We start from the raw sequence: 26,947 nt of genomic DNA, 5'->3' as shown, positions 1-26,947 counted from the left end.
GTTACTGATTGAACACCCGGCTCGGGTGCAATTCGCCGGATCGGTAGATGCCCACGGCCACCGCCTTTCCCTCGAAGCTCGCCCAGGCCTCGTCGCCATATTCCACGTCCGAGGCAATCACCATGCCGGGGTTGCCATGGCGCAGGCGGGTGGCACCCTCGGCGGTGGCTTTCAGTTCAGGCAGGTCTTGCAGACCCTGTTCGAGCGGGAACAGGTACTGGTCGAGCTCACCGGTCTTGGCCAGTTCCTCGATGGTTTCCATCGACACGCCGTCTTCGGCGTCGAAGGGCCCGGACCAGATGCGACGCAGGGATTTGACATGGCCGTGGCAGCCCAGCGCCGCGCCCAGATCGCGGGCGATGGACCGCACGTAGCCGCCCTTGCCGCAGGTCATTTCCAGCGTGACGTGGTCAGCGTCGGGCCGGTTGGTCATCACCAGGCCCTCGACCCAGAGCGGGCGTGCGGCGATCTCGAAATCCTCGTCGTCACGGGCCAGTTTATAGGCGCGTTCGCCGTCGATCTTTACCGCCGAAAACTTGGGCGGCACTTGCATGATGTCGCCGATGAAACCGCCCAGCGCAGCGTCGATATCCGCATCCGTGGGGCGGGCATCGCTTTCGGCGATCACTTCGCCCTCGGCATCATCCGTGTTGGTCGCCTGACCCAGGCGCACGGTGAATTCATAGGCTTTCAGCGCGTCGGTGATGTAAGGCACGGTCTTGGTCGCCTCGCCCAGCGCCACGGCCAGCACGCCGGTCGCCTCGGGATCCAGGGTTCCCGCATGGCCCGCCTTCTTGGCATCCATCGCCCAACGCACCTTGTTCACCACCGCGTTCGAGGTGATCCCCACCGGTTTGTCCACCACCAGCCAGCCGTGAATATCGCGCCCTTTGCGTTTGCGTGCCATGTCGAAATCCGTTGTCACATTGAAGGCGCGGACCTAACGGGGCTTGGGCGTTCAGTCAACCTCCTCAGTCGACAACACCCAGAATGGGCCCCATCCGAAATCCGCCATCGGAGCGACCAATGGAAGGGGCGTGCAAGCGGGACACGGAACCGTCGAGGAACAGCGCATTGGGCAGCCCGAGGTAGTCGCGGAACAGCCGGGCGAAGTGATGAAACGTGACATAACCGTTCGAGATCGCGAAAACCGCACGGCTGCCATCCGCACTTGTCCCCACCCCGTTGCGCAGTTTGAACGAGCGGCTGTCAGGCAGGAATTTCGGATGCAGCGCCCCGTCTATCACCAGCATGGGACCGGATTGGGTGGCATAGGTGCAGGCGGGGTCGGCGGCGGCATAGGCGTCGCTCTCCCAGACACGCAGCCTGTCGTTGATGCAGAAAATCCCGTTGGGCAGCAGGCCGAAATTGCCATAGCCGCCACCGTCACTGGCTGCCACCAGCTGCGTGTTGTCCTGAATGAAAAGCCCGACCGGCCGTTTATCGTCGTTGAACATGCCGGCGTTCATGGCGAAGGCCAGGTTGCCCTCAACCTGTTTGGCCACGGCGGAGAAATTGCCCAGAGGGGCCCCGTCGGGGCCATTCAGGAAAAGGCGCAGATCTTCGTCGGCGCCGACCTCGCAGATGGTAAAGCTGGCACCGTCGAATGTGACGTCTTCGCAAGCCACCGCCCCCGCCGGGGTGCTTGTCAGGAGCGTCAGGACAAGCGCTGCGAGAAGCCTCATTCGGCGCCCTCCTCCGGACTGTCCGGGACCGGGGTCTGTAGATCGCGTTTGACCTCGTCGCGGTCCAGCAGAGCGCGGGTCTCGTCCATGCGGTCGAAGGTCTCGTCCGCCATGAACCTGAGCTCCGGCGTGTGCTTCAGCTTGGCGACCTTGCCCAGTGTGCGGCGGATTTCATGCGCGTTGCGGGCAAGCGCCTTGACCGCCTGATCCTTGCCCTTGCCGCCCAGCGGCAGGACATAGATCGTGGCGACCCGCATGTCCGAGGTGATGCGCGCCTCTGACACGGTGATGTTGAGCCGGTTGACCTCGTCATCATGGATCTCGCCCCGCATCAGCAGGTCAGAGAGCGTGCGACGGATCAGTTCCCCCACCCGCAGCTGGCGCTGGGTGGGGCCGGTATCGGTGGTGAAACGGTTCTTGGCCATGATCGCCATGTATGCCTGAATCCGCGCGCGCGCAACAGGGGTTTGCTTGGACGCTCTGGCAGGCTAGGAAACCCCTAGCAAGAATGGAGAGCGACATGAGTGACCTGCCAGGCATCGTGGTGATGGGCGCATCGGGGCGGATGGGCCAGATGCTGATCAAGACCGTTTCGGACAGCCCGGCCTGCAAACTGGCGGGCGCGCTGGAACGTCCGGGCCACGATTGGGTCGGCCGCGACGTGGGCGAATGCATGGGCGGCCAGGCGATTGGCGTGGTCGTATCGGATGACGCGCTGCAGGTGATGTCGAAGGCTCAGGCGGTGATCGACTTCACCGCACCGGCAGCCACCCTGGCAATGGCCGAGATCGCCGCCCAGGCCCGCGCCGTGCATGTGATCGGCACCACCGGCATGACCGACGAGGATCTGGCGAAGCTTTCGATTTCCGCGCGTCATGCGACCATTGTGCGGGCGGGCAACATGTCGCTGGGGGTGAACCTGCTGGTGCAGCTGACCAGGAAGGTCGCCGCCGCGCTGGACGAGGATTTCGATATCGAAGTGATCGAAGCGCATCACCGCCACAAGGTCGACGCGCCGTCGGGCACGGCGCTGATGCTGGGCGAGGCGGCTGCCGAGGGGCGCGGGGTAAAGCTCGATCGCGTGGCCGACCGGGGCCGCGATGGTATCACCGGCGCGCGCAAGCGGGGCGACATCGGCTTTACCGCCGTGCGCGGGGGCGACATCGTCGGCGAACATGACGTGCTGTTTGCCGCCGATGGCGAACGCATCGTGCTGCGCCACCTGGCCACGGACCGGTCGATCTTTGCCCGTGGCGCGCTGAAGGCGGCGCTCTGGGGTCAGGGAAGAAAGCCGGGGGAATATGACATGCTGGACGTTCTGGGGCTCTGAGACCGGCTTGCCGCGGCGGAAGTTCGCAACACCTGCGTAAAACCCCTCACGACACGAGGAGGTTTCCATGGTGCGTATCGTCATCCTGAGCGCGCTGATCCTGGCAGGTTTCGCCGCCCGGGCGGCCCACGACCAAAGCGGCATGACCGTGCCGGGCGACCACCCCTGCGGCCAGGCGATCGGGTCACTGGGGCACCGCCCCCCTTGATCCCTGCGCCGCGCCCGCGTATGGGCGGGGCATGAGCGAGAAAACCAAGAAGAAACGCGAACAGCAGGTCTATACGCTGCTGGTTCAGGTGGGCCGCAAGGATGGCGACGGGCTACCGCCGGACGCCACCGGCGCGGCAATGCTGTGCTATGCCAGCGGCGTGGACGAAGCCGAAGCGGTGCGCGAGACCGTGGCGATCCTGAAACAGGCGGACCTGGCGCCACTGGACGTGACCGGCTATGGCACCCTGCCGGAACGCGAGGAAATGGGCCACGAAATCGGCCAGGACGAACGCGAGCTGATGACCCGCGCGCTGATCGAGAATTCGGTCGTGGTGGCGCAGATGGACCCGCTCTATGACGGCGAGGATGCGTGACGGTCTTTCTGGACCTCGACGGAACCCTCACCGATCCCGCGCCGGGGATCACCGGTTCGATCGTGCACGCGATGACCTCGCTGGGGCTCGATTGCCCGCCGGCAGACGACCTGACATGGGCAATCGGCCCGGCGCTGATCGACACGTTTGCCAAGCTCGGCGCCCCTGATCCCAAGGCCGCACTGGACGCCTATCGCGCGGTCTATTCCACCGGAGGGCTGTTCGACAACAGGGTCTATGACGGCATTCCCGAGGCACTGACAGGGCTGCGCGACGCGGGCCATGCCCTGCACCTGGCCACCGCCAAGCCCCATGTCTACGCCCGCCGCATCACCCGGCATTTCAACCTGGCGTGCTTTCTGACGCATGAGTTCGGACCGGAAATGGACGGCACGCGCAATGACAAGGGCGACCTGCTGGCCTTTGCATTGGAGCAGACCGGCGACGACCCGGCGGCTTGCGTCATGGTCGGCGACCGGCACCATGACTTCACGGCCGCCGCCAGGGTCGGCATGCGGTCGATCGCCGTGACCTGGGGGTATGGCACGCCCGGAGAACATGCCCGCGCCACCGTGACATGCGAAACGCCCGGCGAACTGCCGGGCGTCGTGCGGGATCTTCTCGGGTAAGGCCTACTGCGTATTGACGGTGACGTCGAAGCTTGAAGGCAGGCCCGGGTCGTCATCCAGCAACGTCTCCAGCGGGATCACGAAGCTGGCGGTCTTGCCATCGCCGGAAACGGTGCCGTTGGTCTCGACGATTTCGGCCCCCGAGACATTCATGGTGATCGCATGCCCCTGGAACGAGGCGCGCAGCATTTCTTCCATCTCGCCGAGGCCTTCCTCGGGCTTGGTATCGCTGAACATCTCGGACAGGTCGAAGGATACGCGCACGGTGTCGGCGTCGATGCGTTCGATCGCATAGCCCTGGACCATGCCGGTGGTGGGCGAGTCTGCATCCGTGGGGTCCGCGGGGGCGTTCACCTGGGCAATCAGGTTGTCGATCGTGTCCTGTTCGGAAATCGTGCAGACGAAGGATCCATCGGCCTGCGCTTCGCCCACGCCTTCCTCGCAGGGGTCTTCGCCGGACTGGGCCATCATGGCGTAAAACTCGGGCCCCATGGTCATGACCGCGTTCATCTCGGCGTTTTCATTGTCCAGGAAACTGATGGAAATGTCGGCATCGAAACAGGCCGCAAGGGGCAGCAGGAAAAGGGTGGCTAGAATTTTGCGCATAGGCATGTCCTCGGAGTTGCTCTCGCGGGAGGGTACGCCCGCCAGCAATGCGCGTCCAGCCCGGCAAACCTGACCTGCCCGACCGAAACCCGGCAAGGGACAGCACCAAGCTGGCGCTTGTACAGGGGATCTGTCCTGCCCCGTCCCGCAGGGTCGGGGGAGTGCCCATCCAGGGGGCAACCGGTGCCTTCAGGCCACGAGCGAGGCCGCCAGGATGCGCGCTTCGTAGCTGGACAGGGGCAGGCGGGCAAAGGCGCGATGACGCGGGATCGCCCGCGCCGGCATGGCCGCCAGCGCGGTCGTTGCAATCAAGGCCTCGTCACGCCCCATGGCCCCGACAAACAGGCTTTCCCCCTGCAGCCCGGCGAAGGACAGGCAGGCGTGTTCGTCCAGAAGGATGTGATGGTAGCGCATCAGCCCCCCGCCAAAGGCCCGGTGGGTGGTGCGTCCGTCCACGAGATGACAGGCCTCGACCAAAACGGCATCCTCGGCAAACAGGTATTCGGTTTCCCCCCCGGAGACGAGCAACCGGTGATCCGGCGCCACAAGGATGTCGCTCGTCAGCCCGTGATAGGGCGCGCGCAGCTGGATCGGACGGTAGGCGCCCAGCGCCGGAACCTCACGGCGGGTGATCCAACGGATTGCACGCGGCCCTTCCGGCGTTGTCACCAGGTCGCCTGGTCGCAATTGGTCGATCGGGCACGGCCCCTCAGGCGTATCGATCGGTGTGCCCTCGGCCACACCAAGCGGAAGCCCGACCGGCTCGACCCGGTCAGACAGTGCGATCCAGCGCACCCCGGTATCCAGCTGCACCCCACGTCCGCCCCGGATGAGCTGTGCCAGATCGTCCATCAGCAGCGGGAACGGTGCATGCATCTCGACCTGATGCAGGGTTTCCTGGTCCAGATTCTCGACCGAAACCACGGCATGGCGTTCCGGACCATTCCAGGCATAGGTCACACGCAGACGCGCTTCGCGGGCCGGCACGGGGAGGGTCAGGCTGGCTTCGCGGCGCGAGTTTCCCTGACGCAGGCTCACGCACACCCGACCGTCATCCCCGAGAGTGACCAGAAACTGGCGCGTCCAGCCCCGGTCCCGATGCAGACGGATCAGGCGCTGGACCCCGCCCGACCGGGCCGCGACCTGTGCCTCGAAGACAAGGCTGCCCACCGGCAGGATCGCATCGGGGCAAAGCGCCGGCGGCGGCCCGGGCGGGAAACCCTGCGTGCTCAACCCGCGCAGGTCGAACTCTGCGCGGTCCAGCGTGCCCATGCCGATCCAAGCCATGCGTGCCTCCTTCTTCGCCCGGCGTCAGGCCGCCTGCCCCGACGCCATAAGCACCCGGGCCTCGTGGGTCCGTAGCGTCCGGCGTGCGGCAGATGAATATCCCAGGCCCGTGTCGGGATCGATTTCCGGGAACAGAGTGCAGATCTCGCGCACCAGATCCGCTTCGAAACTGCGCGTGGTCTGCGGGCCAGGCAGGTAGCTTTCGGTCGCCAGCCCTTCGGAATAGATCACCTCGTGCCGGTCGAACAGCAGGTGCACATATTCCACCTCGCCCCCTTCGTTGCGCCGCACCGAGCGGTCGTTCACCAGATCCTTGGCGGCGACCAGAACTTCGGTTTCGCCGAACAGCAGCTCGGCCAGCGCGTCGCGGATCAGAACGCGATGTTGCGGGGACAGAAGCAGCTCGCCGTGCTGCCCGAAAGTGTCCGCCACAATGCGGATCGGGGCGAAGCTTTCCAGGGCGGGCACCACCCGCCGCCCGATCCAGCGCAGGGGTTGCGGGCCATTGTCATGGGTCAGCACCATGTCCCCGGGCGAGAGGGTTTCGACCCGCTTGTCGCCGTGCGGCGTGGCAATCAGGGTGCCCGCGACAAAACAGGGGATCGAGTTGATCGTGACAAAGGCGGTGTCGGTGATCGGACCGGTGCTGCCTGAGGTTTCGACCGTGTAGCTGAAGTTGACGGTTTCCTCGTCCCCGTCCCCGGTCACGGTCAGCGTGCCATCCGCATTCAACGTGATCACCTGCCCGGTGGTCAGGGTCACGCTGTCGCCGGAACTGACTGCTATACCGTTGATGTGGGTCACGACGACCGTGCCGCCGATCGGCCCGATATCATTGGCTGTCACATCAAGGGTTGCGCTCTGGTCCGGGTGGACGTTGACAACGTCATTGCCCGCAATCAGAGCGGTCTGCCCGGAATCGCCCGCGATGATCAGGGTGGAATCGTACTGCGAATCCGCCACGTCGGCGATGCCGATCCGGATCGAGTTCACCTCGCCCGACGTCACCGGGATGTTCACCGTCATGGTCGCGGTAAAGCCATCCATTTCGGTGTTGTACTCCGACCCGGTATTGGACACGTAGAGGTTTTCGTTCGACGCATCGCTCACATTGCCGACCGACGTATCGCCGCCGATGGACAGTTCGACATATTCGCCGTCTACCCAGATGCCGACAATGTCGTTGTAGATCGAGCCGGCATATTCCGGGTATTCTTCGGACGCGAAGGTGAATTGCAGTGTTAGGACGTCGCCATCGGGAATGATGTCCACATCCAGGTAGGATGCGTCATAGGTGCGTATTCCGGCCAGATCGTCGAACCAGTCGTTGCCGTTCTCGCCGCGGGAACTGGTGGTCTGGTTGTTGTCCTGGTTTGCGTTGCCCGAGCTGTTGGTAAACCCGCTCAGCCGCCCGGTCGAAAACATCACCCCGGTATCGGACGGCGTGACCCCCGGAGAGGTCGTCTCGCCGCCAGTGTAGATGCCGGAGCTTCTGTTGTCGCCCGTGTAGGTCGCACCCACGACCTGCACGCCTTCACCAAAGATCTCTTCCGCCATTTCCGTGGCGGACGCACCGGTATCGATGTTCAGCTCGCTTGCCTGAACCATGTTTTGCCTGCCTCCTGCCCCATGGTGAGACAGAACACAGCGACATACGCGACGGCCGGTGGCCGCCTGTTCATGGTCAACTGCTCGTCGGACCTGCGCTTCTTGCGCCTTTTGATGGTCCGTTGCCCTGCCTCGGGTCGTTCATTGAGCCCGACTATGCCGTAGAACTGCCGCATTGTTAACCCGTTGATAACGCATTTGCCGGGGCGGCCCTCGTCTGTGCCATGGGCGACACATTTGCGGGCCCGCGCGCTCTGCGCTAACAGGGGCGAAAGGAGAGCCTCATGACCACCGATCCCGTCGATCTGACCCGCCGCCTGATCCAGTGCCCCTCTGTCACGCCCGCCGAGGGTGGCGCACTGGAGCTGCTGGAGGAAATCCTGACCGGGGCCGGTTTTGTCTGCACCCGCGTGGACCGGGGCGAAGTGTCGAACCTCTTTGCCCGCTGGGGATCGAAGAACGCGCGAACGCTGGGCTTCAACGGCCATACGGATGTGGTGCCCCTGGGCGACGAGGCCGCCTGGACCATGCCGCCCTTCGGCGCCGAGGTGAAGGACGGGTTCATGTATGGACGCGGTGCGACCGACATGAAATCCGGTGTCGCCGCCTGGGTCGCAGCAGCGGTGGATTTCGTGCAGGATGCGCCCGAGGACGCCTCGCTGGTCATTACCATTACCGGGGACGAGGAAGGCGATGCGGTGGACGGGACCACGGCGATCCTCGACTGGATGGCCGGGAACGGCGAGGCGATGACCGCCTGCGTGGTCGGCGAGCCAACCTGTCCCGACACCATGGGCGAGATGATGAAGATCGGCCGGCGCGGCTCGATGACCGCCTTCATTACCGCGCGCGGCGTGCAGGGGCATTCCGCCTATCCGCACCGCGCCAGAAACCCGGTGCCCGCCCTGGCGCGGCTCATGGCCGATCTGGACGCCCATGTGCTTGACGAAGGCACGGAGCATTTCGATGCCTCCACCCTGGCCGTCACCACGATCGACACCGGCAACGCGGCGACCAATGTGATCCCCGCAGACTGCCGCGCCACGGTGAACATCCGCTTCAACGATGCGCATGATTCGGCGGGTCTGACCAACTGGCTGAAGGCCGAGATGGCCCGGGTGCAAGCGGATACGGGGATCAAGTTCGAGATGACGGTCAAGGTCTCGGGCGAAAGCTTCATCACCCCCCCGGGGGAGCTTTCGGCACTGGTTGCAAAATCCGTCGAGGCCGAAACCGGTGTCAGCCCCGAGCTCTCCACCACCGGCGGCACCTCGGATGCGCGGTTCGTGAAGCACCACTGCCCGGTGGTCGAGTTTGGCCTGGTCGGCAAGACGATGCATTCGGTGGACGAAAGGGTGGAGGTCGCACAGATCCCGCAGCTCAAGGCGATCTATACCCGGATCATGCGAGACTTCTTTGCGTAAACAGCTTGTCGTCATGGTGAAAGAGCCCCGCCCGGGCCGTGTCAAGTCGCGGCTGGGCCGGGAAAGCTCTGGGGGGATCGGCATTGTGCGCGCGGCATGGTGGTTTCGCCACCAGACCCGCGCCCTGCTGCGCCGCATCCGTGATCCGCGCTGGGACGTTGTGCTGGCGGTCGCGCCGGATCACGAGGGTCTGGCCTCACGCGTCTGGCCCGAAGACCTGCCCCGCGCGGCGCAGGGGCCGGGGGACCTGGGAGACCGGATGGGGCGGCTGTTTCGCACTCTGCCGCCGGGACCGGTCGTCATCATCGGTGCGGATATCCCGGGCGTGACCCGGGCCCATGTTGCGCGGGCGTTCAACGCGCTCGGCGACCATGACGCGGTGTTCGGCCCGGCCCCGGACGGAGGATATTGGCTGATCGGCTTGAAACGCACCCACGCCGTACCCAAGTCCCTGTTCGACAACGTGCGCTGGTCCAGCGAACATGCACTGGCCGATACGATCGCCGGCATTCCGGGCCTCAACCACGCATTCATCGACACGCTGGAGGATGTGGACACCGCCGAAGACCTGAACAGGCTTCGCCCGTGACCCCTCCGGTTTCACATGCTAGGCAACATCCATGACACGCATTCCTTCCAAGGACGAAATCCTGCAGTGGATTTCCGACAACCCGACCCAGACCTCGAAACGCGACATCGCGCGCGCCTTCGGAATCAGAGGCGGCGATCGCATCGACCTGAAACGCGTCCTGCGCGAGCTGGAGGCCGATGGCCACCTGCAGAAGCGCAAGAAAACCTATCGCGACCCGGACAAGCTGCCCCCTGTCGCGGTGGCTCAGGTGCTGGCTCCGGACGCGGACGGCGACCTGTTTGCCCGCCCGCTGGAATGGCAGGGGGAGGGCGAGGAACCCCGCATCCTCCTGGTCCAGAAATCCGGCGACCCGGCGCTGAAACAGGATGACCGCATCCTTGCCCGCCTGACCGAAGTGAAGGATGAGGATCACCAGTACGAAGGCCGCCTGATCCGCCGCATCGGCACCAATCCCCAGCGCGTACTGGGCGTGTTCCGCAAGGGGGCGGAAGGCGGGCGCATCGTGCCCGTGGACAAGGGCGCGGACAAGGAATGGATCGTCGGCACGGCGGATGTGAACGGCGCCAAGGATGGCGAGTTGGTCGAGGCGCAGCGCGCCGGGCCGAAAGGCCGCATGGGCCTGCCCCGCGCCCGGATTGTCGCGCGACTGGGAGACCCGGCCGCGCCCAGGGCGGTAAGCCTGATCGCGATCCACCAGCACGGCATTCCCGACGCCTTCCCCGACGAGGTCATCGCCGAGGCCGACGCCGCCAAACCCGCCCCCCTGGGCGCGCGCGAGGATCTGCGCCACCTGCCCCTGGTCACGATCGACCCGGCGGATGCGCGCGACCATGACGACGCGGTCCATGCCCGGCCGGACGACAACCCGAAGAACCCCGGCGGCTTCGTCGTCTGGGTGGCGATTGCCGATGTGGCGCACTATGTCACGCCGGACTCGGCGCTGGACCGCGAGGCGCGCAACCGGGGCAATTCGAGCTATTTCCCCGACCGGGTTGTGCCGATGCTGCCCGACCGGCTGTCGGGCGACCTGTGTTCGCTGCACGAGGGCGTGCCGCGTGCCTGTATGGCGGTACGGCTGGTCTTGAATGCACGTGGCGAGAAGATCGGCCACCGCTTTACCCGCGGACTGATGAAATCCCATGCCTCGCTGAACTACACCGAGGTGCAGGAGGCGCAGGACGGCAAGCCCAATGCCAAATGTGCGCCGCTGCTCGACGAGGTGATCAAACCGCTGTTTGCCGCCTGGGAAGCGACTCAGTTTGCCCGCAGGCAGCGCCAGCCGCTGGAACTGGACCTGCCGGAACGCAAGATCGTGCTGGGCGAGGACGGCAAGGTCGCATCGGTGAACTTCTATGAGCGCCACGACGCCCACAAGGTAATCGAGGAATTCATGATCATCGCCAATGTCGCCGCCGCCGAGGAGCTGAACCGCCTTGGCCGCCCGCTTCTGTACCGCGTGCACGAGGAACCCAGCCCCGAGAAGCTGGACGCGCTGCGCGAGGTGGCACAGGCCTCGGGGTTCACGCTGGCCAAGGGGCAGGTGCTGCAGACCCGCCACCTGAACAGCCTGCTGGGCCAGGCCGAAGGCACCGAGTTCGACGAACTGATGAATATCACCACGCTCAGGTCCATGACCCAGGCCTATTACACGCCGAAAAACTTCGGCCACTTCGGTCTGGCGCTGAGGAACTACGCCCATTTCACCAGCCCGATCCGGCGCTATTCGGACCTTGTCGTGCACCGCGCACTGATCTCTGGCCACGGCTGGGGCGACGATGGCCTGTCCCCCGCCGATATCGACCGGCTGGAGGCAACGGCGCAGCATATCTCGGACACCGAGCGTCGCTCGATGATGGCCGAACGCGACACCACGGACCGCTACCTGGCCGCCTACCTGTCCGAACGGGTCGGCAACGAGTTCACCGGACGGATCAACGGCATCCAGCGCTTTGGCGCTTTCGTCAAGCTGGACGATACGGGCGCGGATGGTCTGATTCCCGTCAGTTCCATCGGCGCAGAGTATTATCTCTATGATCGCGACGAACAGACCCTGACCGGGGAAAAGTCCCGCCTGGTTCTGGGGATCGGCCAGCGGGTGACTGTTCGCCTGTCCGAAGCGATCCCCGTGACAGGCGGATTGATGTTGGAATTGCTGGAGGTTGAGGGGCGCGCCCTACCCCAGCCGGGGCGCGGAAAACCGGGACGATCCGCCCAGCGAAAAGCCCAGCGCGCCCGGCACAAGGCGGCCAAGGTAAAGAAAAAGGTGTCCCGCACCCGCCGTTAGGGTAAGTTTGCCCAAACGTCGAAAACAGGCCAACGGGGACAAAGGTGAATGACGATTTCGATACCTGGCTGACAGGGCTGCGGGAACGCGCGCTGGAGCGTCAGATTCGTGGAAGCGTGTTTGACAGGGTGATGAGCGCGGTGCAGCCGCTGCCCGACGTGATCGAGAAGCAGGTGCGGCAGCCGGAGTTCCGGCTATCGGTACGCGACTACCTGGACATCACCGTATCCGAGGAACGCATTCGCAACGGCCGCCTGAAGATGCGTCAGAACCGTACGCTGCTGAATGGGATAGAGGCCGAATTTGGCGTCGAGGCCGTGGTGGTCATGTCCTTTTGGGGGCTCGAAACCGGGTTTGGTGCCAATCTGGGCGCTTTCGCGGTGATCCCTGCCCTGGCCACGCTGGCCCATGGCGGGCGGCGGCGCGCCTTCTTCGAGGAAGAGCTGATTGCCGCGTTGCGTATCGTGCAGATGGGCGAGGCGCAGCCCGATCATATGGTCGGCTCCTGGGCGGGTGCGATGGGGCACGGGCAGTTCCTGCCAACGAGTTTCCAGGATTTCGCCGTGGATTTCGATGGCGACGGGCGGCGCGACATCTGGGGCGAGGATCCCAGCGACGCGCTGGCCTCGATCGCGCATTATGTCTCGAAGCACGGTTGGCGTCTGGGCCAGCCCTGGGGGGTCGAAGTCACCCTGCCCGACGGGTTCGATCATTCCCTGACCGGACTGGGGCGCAACAAGAGCGTGGCGGAGTGGACCGCGTTGGGAGTGACCCATGCGCGCCAGATGCCGATCGCGGAATATGGCGCGGCCTCGATCCTGCTGCCCGCCGGCGCGCGCGGCGCGGCGCTGATGGTGTTCCGCAATTTCCACGTCATCCTGCGCTACAACCGGGCCGAGACCTACGCCATGGCAATAGGCCACCTTGCGGACCGGTTTGCCGGTGGGAAACCTTTCCTGCGCGGCTTTCCGGAAGGCCAGCGCGTGCTGAGCCGCGAGGAGCTGCGCGAGGTGCAGATGCGCCTGACCAACATGGGTCTGGACACCCGGGGCATCGACGGGCTGATGGGGCCGAACACGGCCAGCGCCATCCGGGCCTTTCAGAAGTCCCAGGGCGCCTTTGCCGACGGCTTCCCCGGCATCTGCGTACTGGACCGCCTGCGGGAGATCGCACAGGGGGGCTGAACGCCGGCAGGCCTAGGATTTACTCCCAGTCCAGGTCCGAACGCTCCACCGGTCCCCCCTGGGCCTCCCAGGTCGAGAACCCCTCGCGCAGGTGGGCACAGGGAAAGCCCATGTCGTTGAGCTGCGCCACGGTGATGGCCGAACGCCAGCCGGACGCACAGTGAAAGACATAGCGCTTGCCCTCCTGGCCGAAGACCTCCTTGAAATAGGGGCTTTCCGGGTCGATCCAGAACTCGACCATGCCGCGCGGACAGTGAAAGGCCCCCGGGATGAAGCCGGAGCGCTGACGCTCGCGAATGTCCCGCAGGTCGACGATGACCACGTCGGGGTCATGCATCATGTTGATCAGGTCGCGGGTCTCGATCTCTTCGATGCGCCCGCGCGAGGCGGCAACCAGATCGGCGGCGGATGTTTTCAGTTTTTGCATGATGCTCCTCCCTCTGCAGCGGCAGGGTCGGTCATTCGGAAGCCACCTGCAAGCCCCGGCATGCGGCAAATGACCCCCCCGGTGCGGGGAGCAGGCAGAGCGCGACCGCCACGGCGCTGATCCTGAAGGCGCGGATGTCCGGCGCAGGGTGGTCATTCAGCCGAACTCGCCTCTGGTGCTGCCGCGCAGAATCCGTAAATTGGCGACATGACGGAGGCCCAAATGACACCTGACGAGATTGCCAAGCTCCCCTATCGCCCCTGCGTGGGCATCATGCTGGCCCATGCGGACGGGCGGGTCTTTGTCGGCCAGCGCATCGACGCGCCGAAACTGGGCACGGCGGCGGCCTGGCAGATGCCCCAGGGCGGGGTGGACGAGGGTGAAGACCCGCGCGAGGCGGCCCTGCGCGAGCTCTGGGAAGAAACCGGCGTACCCGCCGACCTTGTCGAGGTCGAGGCACAGACCGAGGACTGGCTGCCCTATGACCTGCCCCATGACATCGTGCCGAAGATCTGGAAGGGGCGATTTCGCGGTCAGAAACAGCTTTGGTTCCTGCTGCGCTTCAAGGGCACGGATGCGGATGTGAACATCGCCACCCACCACCCGGAATTCTCCGAGTGGCGCTGGCTGGAACCCGACCGGCTGGTCGCCAATATCGTGCCCTTCAAACGCGAGATCTATGCCCAGGTGGTCGAGGCCTTCCGCGACCGGCTGTGATCGGATCGGTTCGCGAGACTCCACAACAAGAACAAAACGTGAATATACTGGGGAATGTTTGCCGAACTGTCGATCACATCGAACTTTACCTTTCTCACCGGCGGCTCCCACCCGGAAGACTACGTGCGCCGGGCCGCCACCATGGGCATGCAGGCGCTGGCGATCGCCGATGTGAACTCGGTCGCGGGCATCGTGCGCGCCCATGTGGAATGCCGCGAGGTGGCGCGGCAGGTGCGGCTGCGGCAGGCGTTCGACGCCGAACACGGGCTGATCGGCCCGCCCCGCCCCGCGCATATTCCCCCCCCGCCCTCGGCCGATATCTTTACCGTGCCGCGCCTGGTCCCCGGTGCGCGCATCGTGCTGGCGGACGGGTTTTCCGTGACCCTGCTGCCCCGCGACCGGGCAGCCTGGGGGCGGCTTTGTCGCCTGCTGACGTTGGGGCGGCGGCGCGCGCCCAAGGGTGACTGCCTGTTGCGCATGGAAGATCTGCTGGAATGGGGCACGGGCTGCGAACTGCTCCTGCACCCGGCGCCCGGAACGCCAGGGCCGGATGGCGGCGCGGAGGGGTGGGTGACGCAGGCGGGGCGGCTGACGCGCCGCTTCCCCTCGCAGGTCCACCTTGTCCTTGCCCCGCGCTACGACGGCCAGGACGGTGCGCGCTTCGACACACTCACAGCGCTGGCCCGTCGCCTGAACCTCCCTACCGTGGCCAGCGCCGCACCGCTCATGCACCACTCCAGACGCCGCCGTATGCTGGATGTGCTGACCGCCATCCGCGAGGGCGTGCGCGTCGATGCCCTTGGCCGTCGCGCCCAACCCAATGCCGAACAGCGCCTGCGCTCGGAACCCGAGATGCGCCGCCTTTTTACCGGGCACGAAGGGGCGCTCGACCGCACCGGAGAGATCGCTACGCGCTGCGCCTTCTCCCTCGACGAACTGCGCTATGAATACCCGTCCGAGATCGCCGAGGGCGAAAGCCCCACCGACCGGCTGTCACGCCTCGCCCACGAAGGGCTGGCGGACCGTTACCCCGAGGGCATCCCGCCCCGCGTCTCCCGCCTCATGGCGCACGAACTCACCCTCATCGCCAAGCTGAAATACGAGCCCTATTTCCTGACCGTGCGCGATGTGGTCGCCTTCGCGCGGGACCAGGGCATCCTCTGCCAGGGGCGCGGCTCGGCGGCCAATTCAGTGACCTGCTACGCGCTTGGCGTGACCTCGGTCAGCCCGGAGATCGGCACGATGGTCTTTGAACGTTTCGTATCCGAGGCGCGCGATGAACCGCCCGACATCGACGTCGATTTCGAACATGAGCGACGCGAGGAGGTGATCCAGCATATCTATGATCGCTACGGCCGCCACCGCGCGGGCCTCTGCGCCACGGTGATCCATTATCGCGGCAAACGCGCCATCCGCGAGGTCGGCCACGCCATGGGTCTGTCCGAGGATACCATATCCGCCATGTCCAGCCAGGTCTGGGGCTGGGGTGGTGGCGGGTTGCGCGACGAGCGGCTGCGCGAGATCGGGCTCGACCCGCGCGACCGCCGCCTGGCCCAGGTGCTGGAACTCTGCGACGAGATTCAGGGCTTCCCCCGCCACCTGTCCCAACATGTCGGCGGCTTCATCATGACCGAGGGGCGGCTCGATGAACTGGTGCCGGTCGAGAACGCCACGATGGAGGACCGCACGGTCATCTGCTGGGACAAGGATGACATTGACGCGCTCGGCATCCTCAAGGTCGATGTGCTGGCCCTGGGCATGCTGACCTGTATCCGCAAGGCGCTGGGGCTTCTGGACCAACACCTGCAGATTGACCATACGCTGGCGTCCATTCCCGCCGAAGACCCCCGCGTCTATGACATGCTCTGCCGCGCCGACAGCCTGGGGGTCTTCCAGGTCGAAAGCCGCGCGCAGATGAACTTCCTGCCGCGCATGAAACCGCGCAGCTTCTATGACCTGGTGATTCAGGTTGCGATCATCCGCCCCGGCCCGATCCAGGGCGACATGGTGCATCCCTTCATCCGGCGGCGAAACGGCGAAGAGGCCGTCACCTTCCCCTCGGACGCGCTGGGCGAAGTGCTGGGCAAGACCCTGGGCGTGCCGCTGTTTCAGGAACAGGCGATGCAGATTGCCATCATCGGCGCGGGCTTTACGCCCGACGAGGCGGATCGCCTGCGCCGCTCTCTGGCCACCTTCAAGAAACATGGGTCCGTCAGCGATTTTCACAGCCGTTTTGTCAAGGGCATGCTGGACAATGGCTACGACCGCGATTTTGCCGAGCGTTGCTTCTCGCAGATCGAAGGCTTCGGCAGCTACGGCTTTCCCGAAAGCCACGCGGCGTCTTTCGCGCTTCTGGTCTATGCCTCCTCCTGGCTGAAACGCCACCACCCGGGCATCTTCGCCTGTGCGCTTCTGAACTCACAGCCGATGGGCTTCTACGCCCCCGCCCAGATCGTGCGCGATGCGCGTGAACATGGGGTCGAGGTGCGCCCGGTCTGCGTGAACGCGAGCTTCTGGGACAATACGATGGAACCCGACGGCCAGGGCGGGCTGGCCCTGCGCCTGGGTTTTCGCCAGATCAAGGGCTTCGGCGAGGAGGAGGCCGGCTGGCTCACCGCCGCGCGCGGCAATGGCTACCGCGCGGTCGAGGACATCTGGCGCCGCGCGGGCACACCGCCCAAGCTGATCGTGAAACTGGCCGAGGCGGATGCTTTTGCCGCCCTCGGCCTTCCCCGCCGCCAGGCGCTCTGGGCGGCCAAGGCGATCACCGCGGACAAGCCCCTGCCGCTCTTTGCTGGCGACATGGATGGCGAGGCCATATACGAAGCCCCCGTCACCCTGCCCGGGATGAGCCTGGGCGAAGAGGTGGTCGAGGATTACATCGCCCTGCGTCTTTCCCTGCGCGCCCACCCGATGGCGCTCCTGCGTCCCAGGCTCACCCCGCTTGCCCCGCACAAACGGGCAGGCTAGGCCGGGGACATGAAGATCCGCGCCGCCTCCCCCGAAGACAACCCGGCCATCGCCCGGCATATGACGACAATATCTTGGTCCGGAAAGCCCTCTCCCGCCACATCACCTGGGCCAACCTCGGCACCCTGGCCACCCCCTGACCCTTTCATCTTCCATAAATATCCCGGGGAGTTTGAGGGGCTGGCCCCTCAACCCCACCCGCCTGGCGAATGAGCCGAAAACAAAAAGCAGGATGAACCCGCCCCTTCGCATCCCTGCCGCCCCGTGATAAGAGGCGCGCGAACAGCCACTCCCGGAGCCCTGACATGACCTTCGATCGTTCTATCAAGATCGCCCCGTCGATCCTTTCCGCCGACTTCGCCAACTTCGGCCAGGAAATCCGCGCCATCGAGGACCAGGGCGCCGACTGGGTCCACGTGGACGTGATGGACGGCCATTTCGTGCCGAACCTGACCTTCGGCCCGCCCGCCGTGAAAGCCTTCCGCCCGCATGTCAAAACCTTCATGGACGTGCACCTGATGATCGCGCCGGTGGACCCGTACATCCAGGCCTATGCCGATGCCGGCGCCGACATGATCGTCGCCCATTACGAAGCCGGCCCGCACCCGCACCGCACGCTGCAGGCGATTAGGGCAACCGGCGCCAAGGCGGGTATCAGCCTGAACCCCGGCACGCCTGCCAGCGTGATCGAACACCTGCTGGACCTCTGCGACATGGTGCTGGTGATGAGTGTGAACCCCGGCTTCGGCGGGCAGAAGTTCATCCCCTCCAGTGTCGATAAGGTACGCCAGGTGCGCGAGATGATCGGCGATCGTGACATCCACATCCAGGTGGATGGCGGGGTGGACCCGGCCACCATCGGCCCGCTGGTTGCGGCAGGCGCCGACTGTTTCGTCGCGGGCTCGGCCGTGTTCAGGGGCGGCTCGGTCGACACGCCCGAGGTCTACGGCGAAAACATCCGCGCCCTGCGCGACGCAGCCGCCACCTCACAGGCGTAATCCTCCGCCTCACGACTCACTGGCAATACATATGCGAATGCGTTTATGTATTGCCAGATGACCTGAGGAGGACCCCATGATCCGCACCACCCTGCTGGCTGCAACCCTGCTGGCCACCCCGGCTTTGGCCTTCGAAGAAATCGCCGACATGTACCCTCAGTCGGTGCTCTATTCGAAACCCTACGAAGTAATCCCGAATGTCTGGTCGGCGATCGGCGCCACCGCGCCGCCGACATATGAGAACGCGGGGCACAATAACAACCTCAGCTTCCTGATCACCGGCGACGGGGTGATCGTCATCAACGGCGGTGCCAACTACAAGCTGGCCGAAGCCCTGCATGGCGAGATCAGGGCGATCACCGATCAGCCGGTGAAACTGGTGATCAACGAAAACGGCCAGGGCCACGCCATGCTGGGCAACTCCTACTGGGCCGAACAGGGGGTCGAAATCCTTGCCCACGAGGACGCCGCGCATGAATTCGAGGAATACGGCCCCCAGATTCTGGAAGGCATGAAACGCTACGCCCGGGAGAACTGGGAAGGCACCACCCTGGTTCAGCCCAGCCGCACCTTCACCGACAAGGAGGTGATCGAAATGGGCGACATGCATGTCGAAGTGCTGCACTCCGGTCCCGCCCACGGTCCCGGCGACACCCAGGTCTGGCTACCGGAACTGGGCATGGTGATCGCCGGCGACATCGCCTTCAACAACCGCATGACGCCGATTTTCGTCGAGACCTGCACCTCCTGCTGGATCGAAACCTGGGAAACCGCCTTTGCCCCGCTGAATGCCACCTATGTCATTCCCGGGCATGGCAACCCGACCAACATGGCACAGGTGGAAAAGGACACGATCGGGTATCTGAAACATCTGCGCAGCGTCGTGGGGGAACATCTGGACAATGGCGGCACTCTGGACGACGCTTACTATGTCGATCAGGAGCGCTATCGCTACCTGGATACCTTTGACGAACTGGCCACAAAGAACGCGGGCCAGGTCTATGCGGAGATGGAGTTCGAATAATGCCCGCCCTGGTGCCCCCTGTCTGTGACTTCGATACGCCGATAGTGGATTTTGATCTGCCGGGCACGGATGGGCGCCGTTATACTTTGGCGGATGTACGCGGCGACAGGGGCACCCTGGTCATGTTCATCTGCAACCACTGCCCCTACGTGCTGGCTGTGCTGGACCGGATCATCCGGGACGCGCGCGACCTGCAAGCGTTGGGCATCGGCGTGGTGGCGATCAGCGCGAATGATGCCGTGGCCTATCCGCAGGACGGGCCCGGCAAGATGGCGGAAATGGCCGAGGCGCGCGGCTTCCCGTTCCCCTATCTTTACGACGAAAGCCAGAAGGTGGCGCGGGCCTATGGCGCCGTCTGCACACCGGATTTCTTCGGCTACAACGCCGATGGGGGGTTGCAGTATCGGGGGCGGCTGGATGCCTCGCGCAATGCCGCCGGCCCTTCGGACCTGCGCCGCGACCTGTTCGAAGCGATGAAACAGGTGGCCGAGACCGGCACGGGCCCGCGTGAGCAGGTCGCCTCTATCGGCTGCTCGATCAAATGGAAACCCTGATGCGTATCGTTTTCGATCTGGATGGCACGCTGGTGGACAGCGTTCCGGATCTGTCGTCCGCGGTGAACGTGATGCTGGCGGGCGAAGGCCTGGGCCCGCTGGACTCCGCCACCGTGACCGGATTCGTGGGCAACGGGCTGCCAAAACTGGTGGAGCGGGCCATGGCCCATGTGGGGCTCCACCCGAATGACCACGCGCGGCTGACTCAGGTCACATTGGACGCCTACAAGGCCGAACCCACCGCCCGCACACGGGTCTATCCCGGGGTCGAGGAGGCACTGGCGCGGCTCAAGGCCGGTGGACACCGGCTGGGGCTCTGCACCAACAAGCCCTATGATCCGACGGTGGAGGTGTTGGACCATTTCGGCCTCGGCCAATACTTCAATGTGGTGATCGGCGGCGACAGCCTACCGGTGAAGAAGCCGGACCCCGAACCCCTGCTGCACACGCTGGTGGCTCTGGGCGACGGTCCTGCACTGTACGTGGGCGACAGCGAGGTGGACGCGGAAACCGCCCTGCGCGCGGGGGTGGATTTCGTGCTCTTTACCGAAGGCTACCGCAAGAGCCCGATCGAGGCCCTGCCGCACAAGCACACCTTCTCGCACTTCCGCGAGTTGCGTGGTTTGATCGGCTAGGGCTGTTCGCCTGCCTCTTGCGGCGCTGGCCGGGCGAAGCCGTTCCGGTCAGGGGCAATCCCTGAAAATGAAAACCTGCGGGGCGGCGGTCCACCCCGCAGGCGATGAGCCTATTCGGCCGAGGCGATAGTGGACAGGCCCTTCAGCAGATCGACGGCATAGGAGAGCTGGAAGTCGTCCTCACGCAGTTGGGCGGCCTCTGCGGCGGCCTCGCGCTCCTCTTCGATCTGACGGATCTCGTCCTCGGTCAGGCTGTCATTGTTCAGGCTGCCGCGCAGATCGGCCTCGGTGCGGCGGCGGGGCGCCTCGGCATTCTCGTCTTCGGCATCCGGCGCGCGGCGGGGTTGTTCCACGACGATATCCGGGCTGACACCCAGGGCCTGGATCGAGCGCCCCGAAGGCGTGTAGTACCGCGCGGTGGTCAGGCGCATGGCCCCGTCCCCTCGCAGCGGCATCACGGTCTGGACCGATCCCTTGCCAAAGCTCTTGGTGCCCACGACGATGGCGCGGCGGTGATCCTGCAAGGCACCGGCGACGATCTCCGAGGCCGAGGCCGAGCCGCCATTGATCAGCACCACCATCGGCTTGCCCTCGGCCAGATCGCCCGGGCGCGCGTTGGCCCGGTCGCTTTCGGCAGGGTTGCGACCACGGGTCGAAACGATCTCGCCCTCTTCCAGGAAGGCATCCGACACCGAAATGGCCTGGTTCAACAGCCCGCCGGGGTTGTTGCGCAGGTCCAGCACGAAACCTTCGACGTTTTCCATGCCGCCCAGTTCCTCGACCACGCGGGCCAGGCCCTCGGACATGTTCGGGTAGGTCTGATCGTTGAAAGTGGTCACGCGCAGCACCACGGTGTTGCCCACCGCACGCGCGGTGGCGGCCGTCAGCTTGATCGTGTCGCGGATGATCGAGATGTCGAAGGGCTCTTCTTCGCCCTCGCGCACCACGGTGATGATGATTTCCGACCCGACCGGACCGCGCATCAGGTCCACCGCCTGGTCCAGGGTCATGCCCAGCAGGCTTTCGCCATCCACATGGGTGATGAAGTCACCGGCCTCGACCCCGGCCTCGTCCGCAGGCGTGCCATCCATCGGCGAGACCACCTTGACGAAACCTTCTTCCTGAGTGACCTCGATCCCCAACCCGCCGAAACTGCCTCGGGTCTGTACGCGCATGTCGGCGGCATCGTCCGGCGCCAGGTAGCTGGAATGCGGATCCAGCGAGGACAGCATGCCGTTGATAGCCGCTTCGATCAGGTCGGCTTCGTCCACCTCCGACACATATTGCGCACGGACACGTTCGAACACGTCGCCGAACAGGTCCAGTTGTTCATAGACCGAGGTGTTGCGCTCGGCGCTCTGTGCCACCAGCGGCCCGGCCACCTGCGTGGTCAGAACAGCGCCAGCCAGGGTGCCGCCCAGGGCGGCCATCACGAATTTCTTCATCTCGATCTCATTCCTTGCCTGCCGCGAACCAGCCCTTCGGGTCCACGGCCTCCGAGTTCCATCTCAGTTCCATATAAAGCGTTTCCGACCGTTCTGCGCCAGATGCTTGCGCAGAAGATATCAAAATCGCTTGAGAATCCAGTTCAGCACCGCCCATAAGCCCCACTGCGGCCCCTTTCGGCAGGACTTCGCCCAGCCGGCCATAAAGCTGATCCAGCCCGGCCAGAACCATCAAATAGCCCTCACCGGGTTCCAGCACCACGACATTGCCATAGTCCAGGAGCGGACCGAGGTAGCGGATTGTGGCGGGCCACGGCGTGGTGACGATCGCCTTGGGACCGGTCGCAATGACCCAGCCGGGGCGGCGAATGCCTGCTGCATCCGATTGGCCAAAGCGGCGCAGCACCGTGCCCAGAACCGGCATTTCCAGACTGCCGCGTGCGGTGGTGAAATCGAGCGCGGTGACACCCCCCTCCACCCCGTCGAGTTCGACCGTCATGAGGCCGCTGGCGAAGGCTTCCAGTGTCTCGGACGACGTGATCAGCGTCTGCATCGCTTCGGGGTTGGCGGTAAAGCGGCGCGGCAGGTCGGAACGGTCGGAAATTGCCTGGGACAGCCGGGTACGTGCCTCCTGCGCACCCTTCAGCCCGTCCTCCAGCACGTCCACCGCACTTTCCTGCAGCGCCCGCAGCACGGCGACCTCCTGCAGGGCGGATTTCAGCGCAAGGGCCTCTTTCTGCAGCACAGGGGCCACTTCCGAGAGTATCATGCCTGACCGCGCAGTGCCGGTCGGGCCATCGGGATGCAAAAGCAGGGACGGCTCCGGGGCGGCCTCGATCCGTTGCAGGACCGCCAACAGTTGCGCCAACCGATCGCTTTCGGCTTCAAACACCCCGCGAATGCTGGCCTCGCGGATGGTGGCGCGGCGCAGCCCCTCGCGCATGGCAGCCAGGCCGACCTCGTAGGCCTGCACGGTCTCGGTCAGGGCGGCCACACGGTCCCGGGATCTCTCGGCCTCGCGCAGCTTGATGGCAGCCGCGTCCAGCGCCTCCATCGCCAGGCGCGCGTTCAGGGCCGGATCGCTTTGCGCCACCGCCGGGGCGGAAGCTTGCAAAGCCCAGAAAACCCCGGCCAGAAAGAGCGCCGCAACCCTCACCGGCGGATCAGGCTTTCGCCGGTCATCTCGGCGGGTTTGGGCAGGTCCATCAGCTCCAGAAGCGTGGGCGCAAGGTCGGCCAGTCGTCCGTCGCCAAGGCCTGCCCCCTCCGGCCCGCCATACAGGATCACCGGCACAAGATTGGTGGTATGGGCCGTGTGCGGGCCGTTGGTCGTCTCGTCCCACATGGTTTCGCAATTGCCGTGGTCGGCGGTGACGATCATCGCACCCCCGGCCTCTTCCAAAGCGGCAAGCACCTTGCCCAGGCCCTCGTCCACGGCGGCGCAAGCGGCCTTGGCAGCCTCCAGATCACCGGTATGGCCGACCATGTCCGGGTTGGCATAGTTGGTAACGATCAGGTCGAACCCGTCCTTGATGGCACCGACGAAATGCGCGGTCACGTCTGGCGCGGACATTTCCGGCTGCAGGTCATAGGTCGCCACCTTGGGCGAAGCCGCCATATAGCGTGTCTCGCCCTCCACCGGGTCTTCCTTGCCGCCGTTCAGGAAGAAGGTGACATGGGGGTATTTCTCGGTCTCGGCGGTATGGAACTGGGTTCTGCCCTGCTTGGACACCCATTCGGCCAGGGTGTTGACGATGTCCTGTTTCGGAAAACAGGTGGTCATGTAGCCGTTGTGGGCGTCCGAATACTCGACCATGCCCAGGAGAGCGGCGAAATTGGGCCGATCGCCGGTGTCGAACTCGGCAAAACCCGGTTCGCCGATGGCGCGCAGGATCTCGCGGGCACGGTCGGCTCGGAAGTTGATGAAGAACAGCCCGTCGCCATCCTGCATCCCCGCATAATCACCCACCGTGGCGGGGCGGAGGAACTCATCCGTCGTCCCGTTGTTGTAGGCCGCCGAGATGGCCGCGTCGGCCGAGGTGAAGGCGGTGCCAATGCCATGCACGATGGCCTCATAGGCCAGCGAGACGCGCTCCCACCTGTTGTCGCGGTCCATCGCGAAATAGCGACCCGAGACTGAGACGAGCTGTGCGCCCTCCGGCAGGGCGCCGGTGAACTCCGCCACTTGCTCACGCGCCGATTGCGGCGGCACATCGCGCCCGTCGGTGATGGCATGGATGGCGACCGGGATGCCTGCCCCCGCGATGACCCTGGCCGCCGCGACGATGTGGTTCTGGTGGCTGTGCACCCCGCCCGGGCTGGTCAAGCCCGCCAGGTGCGCCGTACCGCCCGAGGCTTTCATCTTCGTGATGAACTCCCCCAGCGCTTCGTTTGCCGCAAAGGAACCGTCCTCGATCGCCAGGTCGATCTGCCCCAGGTCCATCGCCACCACGCGACCGGCACCGATATTGGTATGCCCGACCTCGGAGTTGCCCATCTGCCCTGACGGCAGCCCGACGTCAGGCCCATGGGTGATCAGGGTCGCGTTCGGGCAGGTTTCCATCAGGCGGTCGAAGTTCGGCGTGTCGGCCAGTGCGGGAGCGTTGAAAGCGGTTTCTTCACGCAGGCCCCAGCCGTCGAGAATGCACAGAACAACGGGTTTTGGAGTGGTCATCGGGGGATCCTTGCAATGCTTGGGTCTTTATCTATTGGCGGCAGCGCTGGGGTGCAACCTTGGTGGCATCATGTCGCCTAGCGCACCGGGTCCAGCAAAGCGCGCTCCATGGTGCAATCGCGGATCACATCCGCCCCGCAGCGACGCGGCTCCAGGTCGCGTGTCAGGCAGAGACGCGCCTCCTGGATGCGCCCGTCACGGCAGGTCACGGTGATCATGTCGCGGGCAAGCCCGGGGTTGGATTGAAGGAAGGCCTCTTCGATGACCGAAGCCGGCAGGCGCACAGGGTCCGTCAGCTTGCGCAGCACCGGCGGGCGGGTCACACCTTCGTAAGCCAGCCGGGCGAGCGCATAGTAATCCTCGGGCGACAGGCCCGAACAGGTGCCGTGTTTCTTCCACTGATACCAGGCCGAGCCACCCGAACCCATGATGTCGGCCATCGCGCCGCTCCGGGCCCGTGACGGGGCCCCGAACCCGGAGCGGCAATAGCTGGGCCAACCCCGTTCGTACTGTGGCCATAGCCCGTGCAGCACCCAGCCGAAGTCCCTGTCGCCCGCACATTGCTCCGCCCCCCGCGCGTCACCTTCGATGGCACACCAGTTGGGCGACCAACTGAGCGCGAGCACGTAGTAGTCGAACTCCCCCGCGCGGTCCCCTTCGGCCCGCGCCAAGGTTGCACTCATCAACAGAACAAGCAGCCAACGCATTTGCTCTTCCCCTTTTTACCGACCGGCACTATATAGACCTCAAGTTCCCCGACAACGGAAACCCGCCCGACAGGCCAGATGGCCGGGGCCGCCCCAGCCGGGGCGTGGGGAAGATGTATGCATTAAGGAGTTGGGCCCATGGCTGACAACAAACCGATCATGGCAAAAGCCACCGCCGTCTGGCTGGTGGACAATACGACCATTACCTTCAAGCAGGTGGCGGATTTCTGCGGGCTGCACGAGCTGGAAGTGCAGGGCATTGCCGATGGCGACGTGGCCGCCGGCGTGAAGGGGTTCGACCCGGTTGCCAACAACCAGCTGACCCAGGAAGAGATCGACAAGGCCGAGGCGAACCCGCTGCACAAGCTGAAGCTGAAGTTCTACGCGGCCGCCGTTGGCGAAGAGAAACGCCGTGGCCCGCGCTACACCCCGCTGTCCAAGCGTCAGGACCGTCCGAACTCGATTCTCTGGCTGGTCAAGTTCCACCCGGAACTGTCGGACGCTCAGATCGCCAAGCTGGTAGGCACCACAAAGCCGACGATCCAGTCGATCCGTGAGCGCACCCACTGGAACATCTCGAACATGGAGCCGATCGACCCGGTCGCCCTGGGCCTGTGCAAACAGACCGAACTGGACCTGGCGGTGCAGAAGGCGAACGAGAAAGCCGCGCGCGAGGGCAGCGCCATGTCGGATGACGAGCGCCGCAAGCTCGTATCGACCGAAACCTCGCTGGGCATGGTCGCCGAGCCGAAGATGCCGACTGCGATCGAAGGGCTGGAAACCTTCAGCCTGTCCGATGATCCGCGTCCCGAGGAAGACAAGAAAGAAGAGATCATCGACGCCGACAGCTTTTTCAACCTGCCGGACGATGGGGATGACGACGAGGACTGATCTCCGCGTCACCTGGACCCCAAGACGACCCCGGCCCTGGTGCCGGGGTTTTCTTTTTCTGACAGGGGGTGCCGGAGATTTTCATCTTTCTTAAAGAGTTAATTCTTTCAAAAGCAAGATATAAGCAATTTAAAAGAGATGGCGGGATTGTCCGGATTCAGAAATCCGCGTGGCGCAGGTCCGCAGCAGGCACAAGCCGCAAGCAATCTACTCCAGCTTCACCTGCGCCCGCGCCGCGCGCCCTTCGGAGTCGATGACCGTCAGTTCCACATATCCCGGTCCCGGCAGCTCCAACTCGGCCTGACCGCTGGACGAGTTGACCAGCACCGGCTCGCCATTGGCCAACCAGGTAAAAGGTGGCACGCCCTCGGCCACACGGGCAACGAGCGGGGCGCCGCCGGTCGCCACCACCGCGCCGTCGGGCGGGAAAACCAGTTCGGGTCCGCCGTCAGGGGTGGCAAAAATCGCGCCACGCGGGCGGAATTCACGCAAAGGCAGGGGCAGGGCGGCATTGGACAACAGCAACACCGCAGCGGGCGGCGCAGGCAGCGGTGTCAGCTCCGGCTTTACCCGCGAGAAAACTTCGAACAACACCGGCGCGGCCACATCCGCCCCGAAGGCGCCGGGCACCGGTGTACCGTCCGGGCGCCCCATCCAGACCGTAACCACATGGCGCCCGTCAAAGCCCACCGC

The 26,947-nt window shown here is 65.0% G+C and carries 26 protein-coding genes and 1 pseudogene; 15 read left to right on the top strand and 12 right to left on the bottom strand.

What is annotated here, in order from left to right; translation table 11 throughout:
- Position 1: 1 nt before the first annotated feature.
- The 3 genes from truB to rbfA form a co-directional block, all read right to left on the bottom strand.
- On the bottom strand, positions 2-907 hold the full coding sequence (gene truB, locus Q1V43_RS06490; protein WP_300515472.1) for a tRNA pseudouridine(55) synthase TruB: 906 nt from the start codon (positions 905-907) through the stop codon (positions 2-4).
- Positions 908-971: 64 nt separating this feature from the next.
- Positions 972-1,685 (bottom strand): phosphodiester glycosidase family protein, encoded by a 714-nt coding sequence (locus Q1V43_RS06485; protein ID WP_300515470.1) that lies wholly within the window; start codon positions 1,683-1,685, stop codon positions 972-974.
- The gene (gene rbfA, locus Q1V43_RS06480; protein WP_300515468.1) at positions 1,682-2,110 is read right to left on the bottom strand and encodes a 30S ribosome-binding factor RbfA; all 429 of its coding nucleotides are present in this window, start codon (positions 2,108-2,110) and stop codon (positions 1,682-1,684) included. The genes Q1V43_RS06485 and rbfA overlap by 4 nt, the downstream gene beginning before the upstream one ends.
- Positions 2,111-2,205: 95 nt before the next feature.
- Here rbfA and dapB point away from each other — a divergent pair, with 95 nt between their 5' ends.
- The 4 genes from dapB to Q1V43_RS06460 all read left to right on the top strand — a co-directional run bounded on the left by dapB (position 2,206) and on the right by Q1V43_RS06460 (position 4,228).
- The gene (gene dapB, locus Q1V43_RS06475) at positions 2,206-3,015 is read left to right on the top strand and encodes a 4-hydroxy-tetrahydrodipicolinate reductase (RefSeq protein WP_300515467.1); all 810 of its coding nucleotides are present in this window, start codon (positions 2,206-2,208) and stop codon (positions 3,013-3,015) included.
- A 67-nt stretch (positions 3,016-3,082) separates the two neighbouring features.
- On the top strand, positions 3,083-3,223 hold the full coding sequence (locus Q1V43_RS06470) for a hypothetical protein (RefSeq protein WP_300515466.1): 141 nt from the start codon (positions 3,083-3,085) through the stop codon (positions 3,221-3,223).
- 31 nt (positions 3,224-3,254) lie between these two features.
- Positions 3,255-3,599 (top strand): hypothetical protein, encoded by a 345-nt coding sequence (locus tag Q1V43_RS06465; RefSeq protein ID WP_300515465.1) that lies wholly within the window; start codon positions 3,255-3,257, stop codon positions 3,597-3,599.
- Positions 3,596-4,228 (top strand): HAD hydrolase-like protein, encoded by a 633-nt coding sequence (locus tag Q1V43_RS06460; protein ID WP_300515462.1) that lies wholly within the window; start codon positions 3,596-3,598, stop codon positions 4,226-4,228. Before Q1V43_RS06465 ends, Q1V43_RS06460 begins: the two co-directional genes overlap by 4 nt.
- Before the next feature lie 3 nt (positions 4,229-4,231).
- On the opposite strand, the gene Q1V43_RS06455 is transcribed toward Q1V43_RS06460, so the two are convergent.
- From Q1V43_RS06455 to Q1V43_RS06445, 3 genes are all read right to left on the bottom strand, one after another.
- Positions 4,232-4,834, bottom strand: coding sequence for a hypothetical protein (locus Q1V43_RS06455; RefSeq protein WP_300515460.1), 603 nt, complete (start codon positions 4,832-4,834; stop codon positions 4,232-4,234).
- 189 nt (positions 4,835-5,023) lie between these two features.
- Positions 5,024-6,121 carry a Hint domain-containing protein gene (locus tag Q1V43_RS06450; RefSeq protein WP_300515457.1) on the bottom strand — a complete coding sequence of 366 codons (1,098 nt, stop codon included), beginning with the start codon at positions 6,119-6,121 and terminating at the stop codon, positions 5,024-5,026.
- Positions 6,122-6,145: 24 nt separating this feature from the next.
- The gene (locus tag Q1V43_RS06445) at positions 6,146-7,729 is read right to left on the bottom strand and encodes a Hint domain-containing protein (RefSeq protein WP_300515454.1); all 1,584 of its coding nucleotides are present in this window, start codon (positions 7,727-7,729) and stop codon (positions 6,146-6,148) included.
- Positions 7,730-8,013: 284 nt separating this feature from the next.
- On the opposite strand from Q1V43_RS06445, the gene dapE reads away from it, so the two are divergent.
- The 4 genes from dapE to Q1V43_RS06425 are packed head-to-tail and all read left to right on the top strand — an operon-like array spanning position 8,014 to position 13,213.
- Complete coding sequence (dapE, locus tag Q1V43_RS06440; protein WP_300515451.1) at positions 8,014-9,153, top strand: succinyl-diaminopimelate desuccinylase; 1,140 nt, start codon at positions 8,014-8,016, stop codon at positions 9,151-9,153.
- On the top strand, positions 9,146-9,742 hold the full coding sequence (locus Q1V43_RS06435; RefSeq protein ID WP_300515448.1) for a TIGR04282 family arsenosugar biosynthesis glycosyltransferase: 597 nt from the start codon (positions 9,146-9,148) through the stop codon (positions 9,740-9,742). The genes dapE and Q1V43_RS06435 overlap by 8 nt, the downstream gene beginning before the upstream one ends.
- Before the next feature lie 31 nt (positions 9,743-9,773).
- On the top strand, positions 9,774-12,029 hold the full coding sequence (rnr, locus tag Q1V43_RS06430) for a ribonuclease R (RefSeq protein ID WP_300515445.1): 2,256 nt from the start codon (positions 9,774-9,776) through the stop codon (positions 12,027-12,029).
- A 44-nt stretch (positions 12,030-12,073) separates the two neighbouring features.
- Positions 12,074-13,213, top strand: a complete 1,140-nt coding sequence (locus Q1V43_RS06425) for a lytic murein transglycosylase (protein ID WP_300515442.1) — start codon at positions 12,074-12,076, stop codon at positions 13,211-13,213.
- Positions 13,214-13,232: 19 nt separating this feature from the next.
- Here the strand turns inward: Q1V43_RS06425 and Q1V43_RS06420 are convergent, their stop codons facing one another.
- Positions 13,233-13,640 (bottom strand): rhodanese-like domain-containing protein, encoded by a 408-nt coding sequence (locus Q1V43_RS06420; protein WP_300515439.1) that lies wholly within the window; start codon positions 13,638-13,640, stop codon positions 13,233-13,235.
- A 222-nt stretch (positions 13,641-13,862) separates the two neighbouring features.
- Between Q1V43_RS06420 and Q1V43_RS06415 the strand changes: the two genes are divergently transcribed.
- The 6 genes from Q1V43_RS06415 to gph all read left to right on the top strand — a co-directional run bounded on the left by Q1V43_RS06415 (position 13,863) and on the right by gph (position 20,538).
- Complete coding sequence (locus tag Q1V43_RS06415; protein WP_300515437.1) at positions 13,863-14,357, top strand: RNA pyrophosphohydrolase; 495 nt, start codon at positions 13,863-13,865, stop codon at positions 14,355-14,357.
- Positions 14,358-14,411: 54 nt separating this feature from the next.
- Positions 14,412-17,327, top strand: coding sequence for an error-prone DNA polymerase (locus Q1V43_RS06410; RefSeq protein WP_300515434.1), 2,916 nt, complete (start codon positions 14,412-14,414; stop codon positions 17,325-17,327).
- Between the two features lie 305 nt (positions 17,328-17,632).
- Positions 17,633-18,325 carry a ribulose-phosphate 3-epimerase gene (rpe, locus tag Q1V43_RS06405; RefSeq protein WP_300515431.1) on the top strand — a complete coding sequence of 231 codons (693 nt, stop codon included), beginning with the start codon at positions 17,633-17,635 and terminating at the stop codon, positions 18,323-18,325.
- Positions 18,326-18,401: 76 nt separating this feature from the next.
- The gene (locus Q1V43_RS06400) at positions 18,402-19,349 is read left to right on the top strand and encodes an MBL fold metallo-hydrolase (protein ID WP_300515428.1); all 948 of its coding nucleotides are present in this window, start codon (positions 18,402-18,404) and stop codon (positions 19,347-19,349) included.
- Positions 19,349-19,903, top strand: coding sequence for a thioredoxin family protein (locus Q1V43_RS06395; RefSeq protein ID WP_300515425.1), 555 nt, complete (start codon positions 19,349-19,351; stop codon positions 19,901-19,903). The genes Q1V43_RS06400 and Q1V43_RS06395 overlap by 1 nt, the downstream gene beginning before the upstream one ends.
- On the top strand, positions 19,900-20,538 hold the full coding sequence (gph, locus tag Q1V43_RS06390; RefSeq protein WP_300515641.1) for a phosphoglycolate phosphatase: 639 nt from the start codon (positions 19,900-19,902) through the stop codon (positions 20,536-20,538). The genes Q1V43_RS06395 and gph overlap by 4 nt, the downstream gene beginning before the upstream one ends.
- A gap of 110 nt (positions 20,539-20,648) precedes the next feature.
- Here gph and Q1V43_RS06385 read toward each other — a convergent pair whose 3' ends face one another.
- From Q1V43_RS06385 to Q1V43_RS06370, 4 genes are all read right to left on the bottom strand, one after another.
- Entirely contained in the window at positions 20,649-21,983 is a 1,335-nt protein-coding gene (locus Q1V43_RS06385; protein WP_300515422.1) for a S41 family peptidase, read from the bottom strand.
- 7 nt (positions 21,984-21,990) lie between these two features.
- Complete coding sequence (locus Q1V43_RS06380; RefSeq protein ID WP_300515419.1) at positions 21,991-23,097, bottom strand: peptidase M23; 1,107 nt, start codon at positions 23,095-23,097, stop codon at positions 21,991-21,993.
- Between the two features lie 38 nt (positions 23,098-23,135).
- The gene (gene gpmI / locus Q1V43_RS06375) at positions 23,136-24,656 is read right to left on the bottom strand and encodes a 2,3-bisphosphoglycerate-independent phosphoglycerate mutase (protein ID WP_300515416.1); all 1,521 of its coding nucleotides are present in this window, start codon (positions 24,654-24,656) and stop codon (positions 23,136-23,138) included.
- Positions 24,657-24,733: 77 nt separating this feature from the next.
- The gene (locus Q1V43_RS06370) at positions 24,734-25,363 is read right to left on the bottom strand and encodes a ribonuclease T2 (RefSeq protein WP_300515414.1); all 630 of its coding nucleotides are present in this window, start codon (positions 25,361-25,363) and stop codon (positions 24,734-24,736) included.
- 138 nt (positions 25,364-25,501) lie between these two features.
- Between Q1V43_RS06370 and Q1V43_RS06365 the strand changes: the two genes are divergently transcribed.
- Positions 25,502-26,254 carry a DUF1013 domain-containing protein gene (locus Q1V43_RS06365; RefSeq protein ID WP_300515412.1) on the top strand — a complete coding sequence of 251 codons (753 nt, stop codon included), beginning with the start codon at positions 25,502-25,504 and terminating at the stop codon, positions 26,252-26,254.
- A 207-nt stretch (positions 26,255-26,461) separates the two neighbouring features.
- Here the strand turns inward: Q1V43_RS06365 and Q1V43_RS06360 are convergent.
- Positions 26,462-26,947, bottom strand: a pseudogene (locus Q1V43_RS06360) (penicillin-binding protein 1C); the annotation flags it as partial.

Source organism: Aliiroseovarius sp., from assembly GCF_030148435.1.
In the GTDB taxonomy this organism is placed as follows: domain Bacteria; phylum Pseudomonadota; class Alphaproteobacteria; order Rhodobacterales; family Rhodobacteraceae; genus JASBTN01.
Note: the sequence above shows the minus strand (reverse complement) of the source record. Positions and strands in the feature narration are given on the sequence as shown.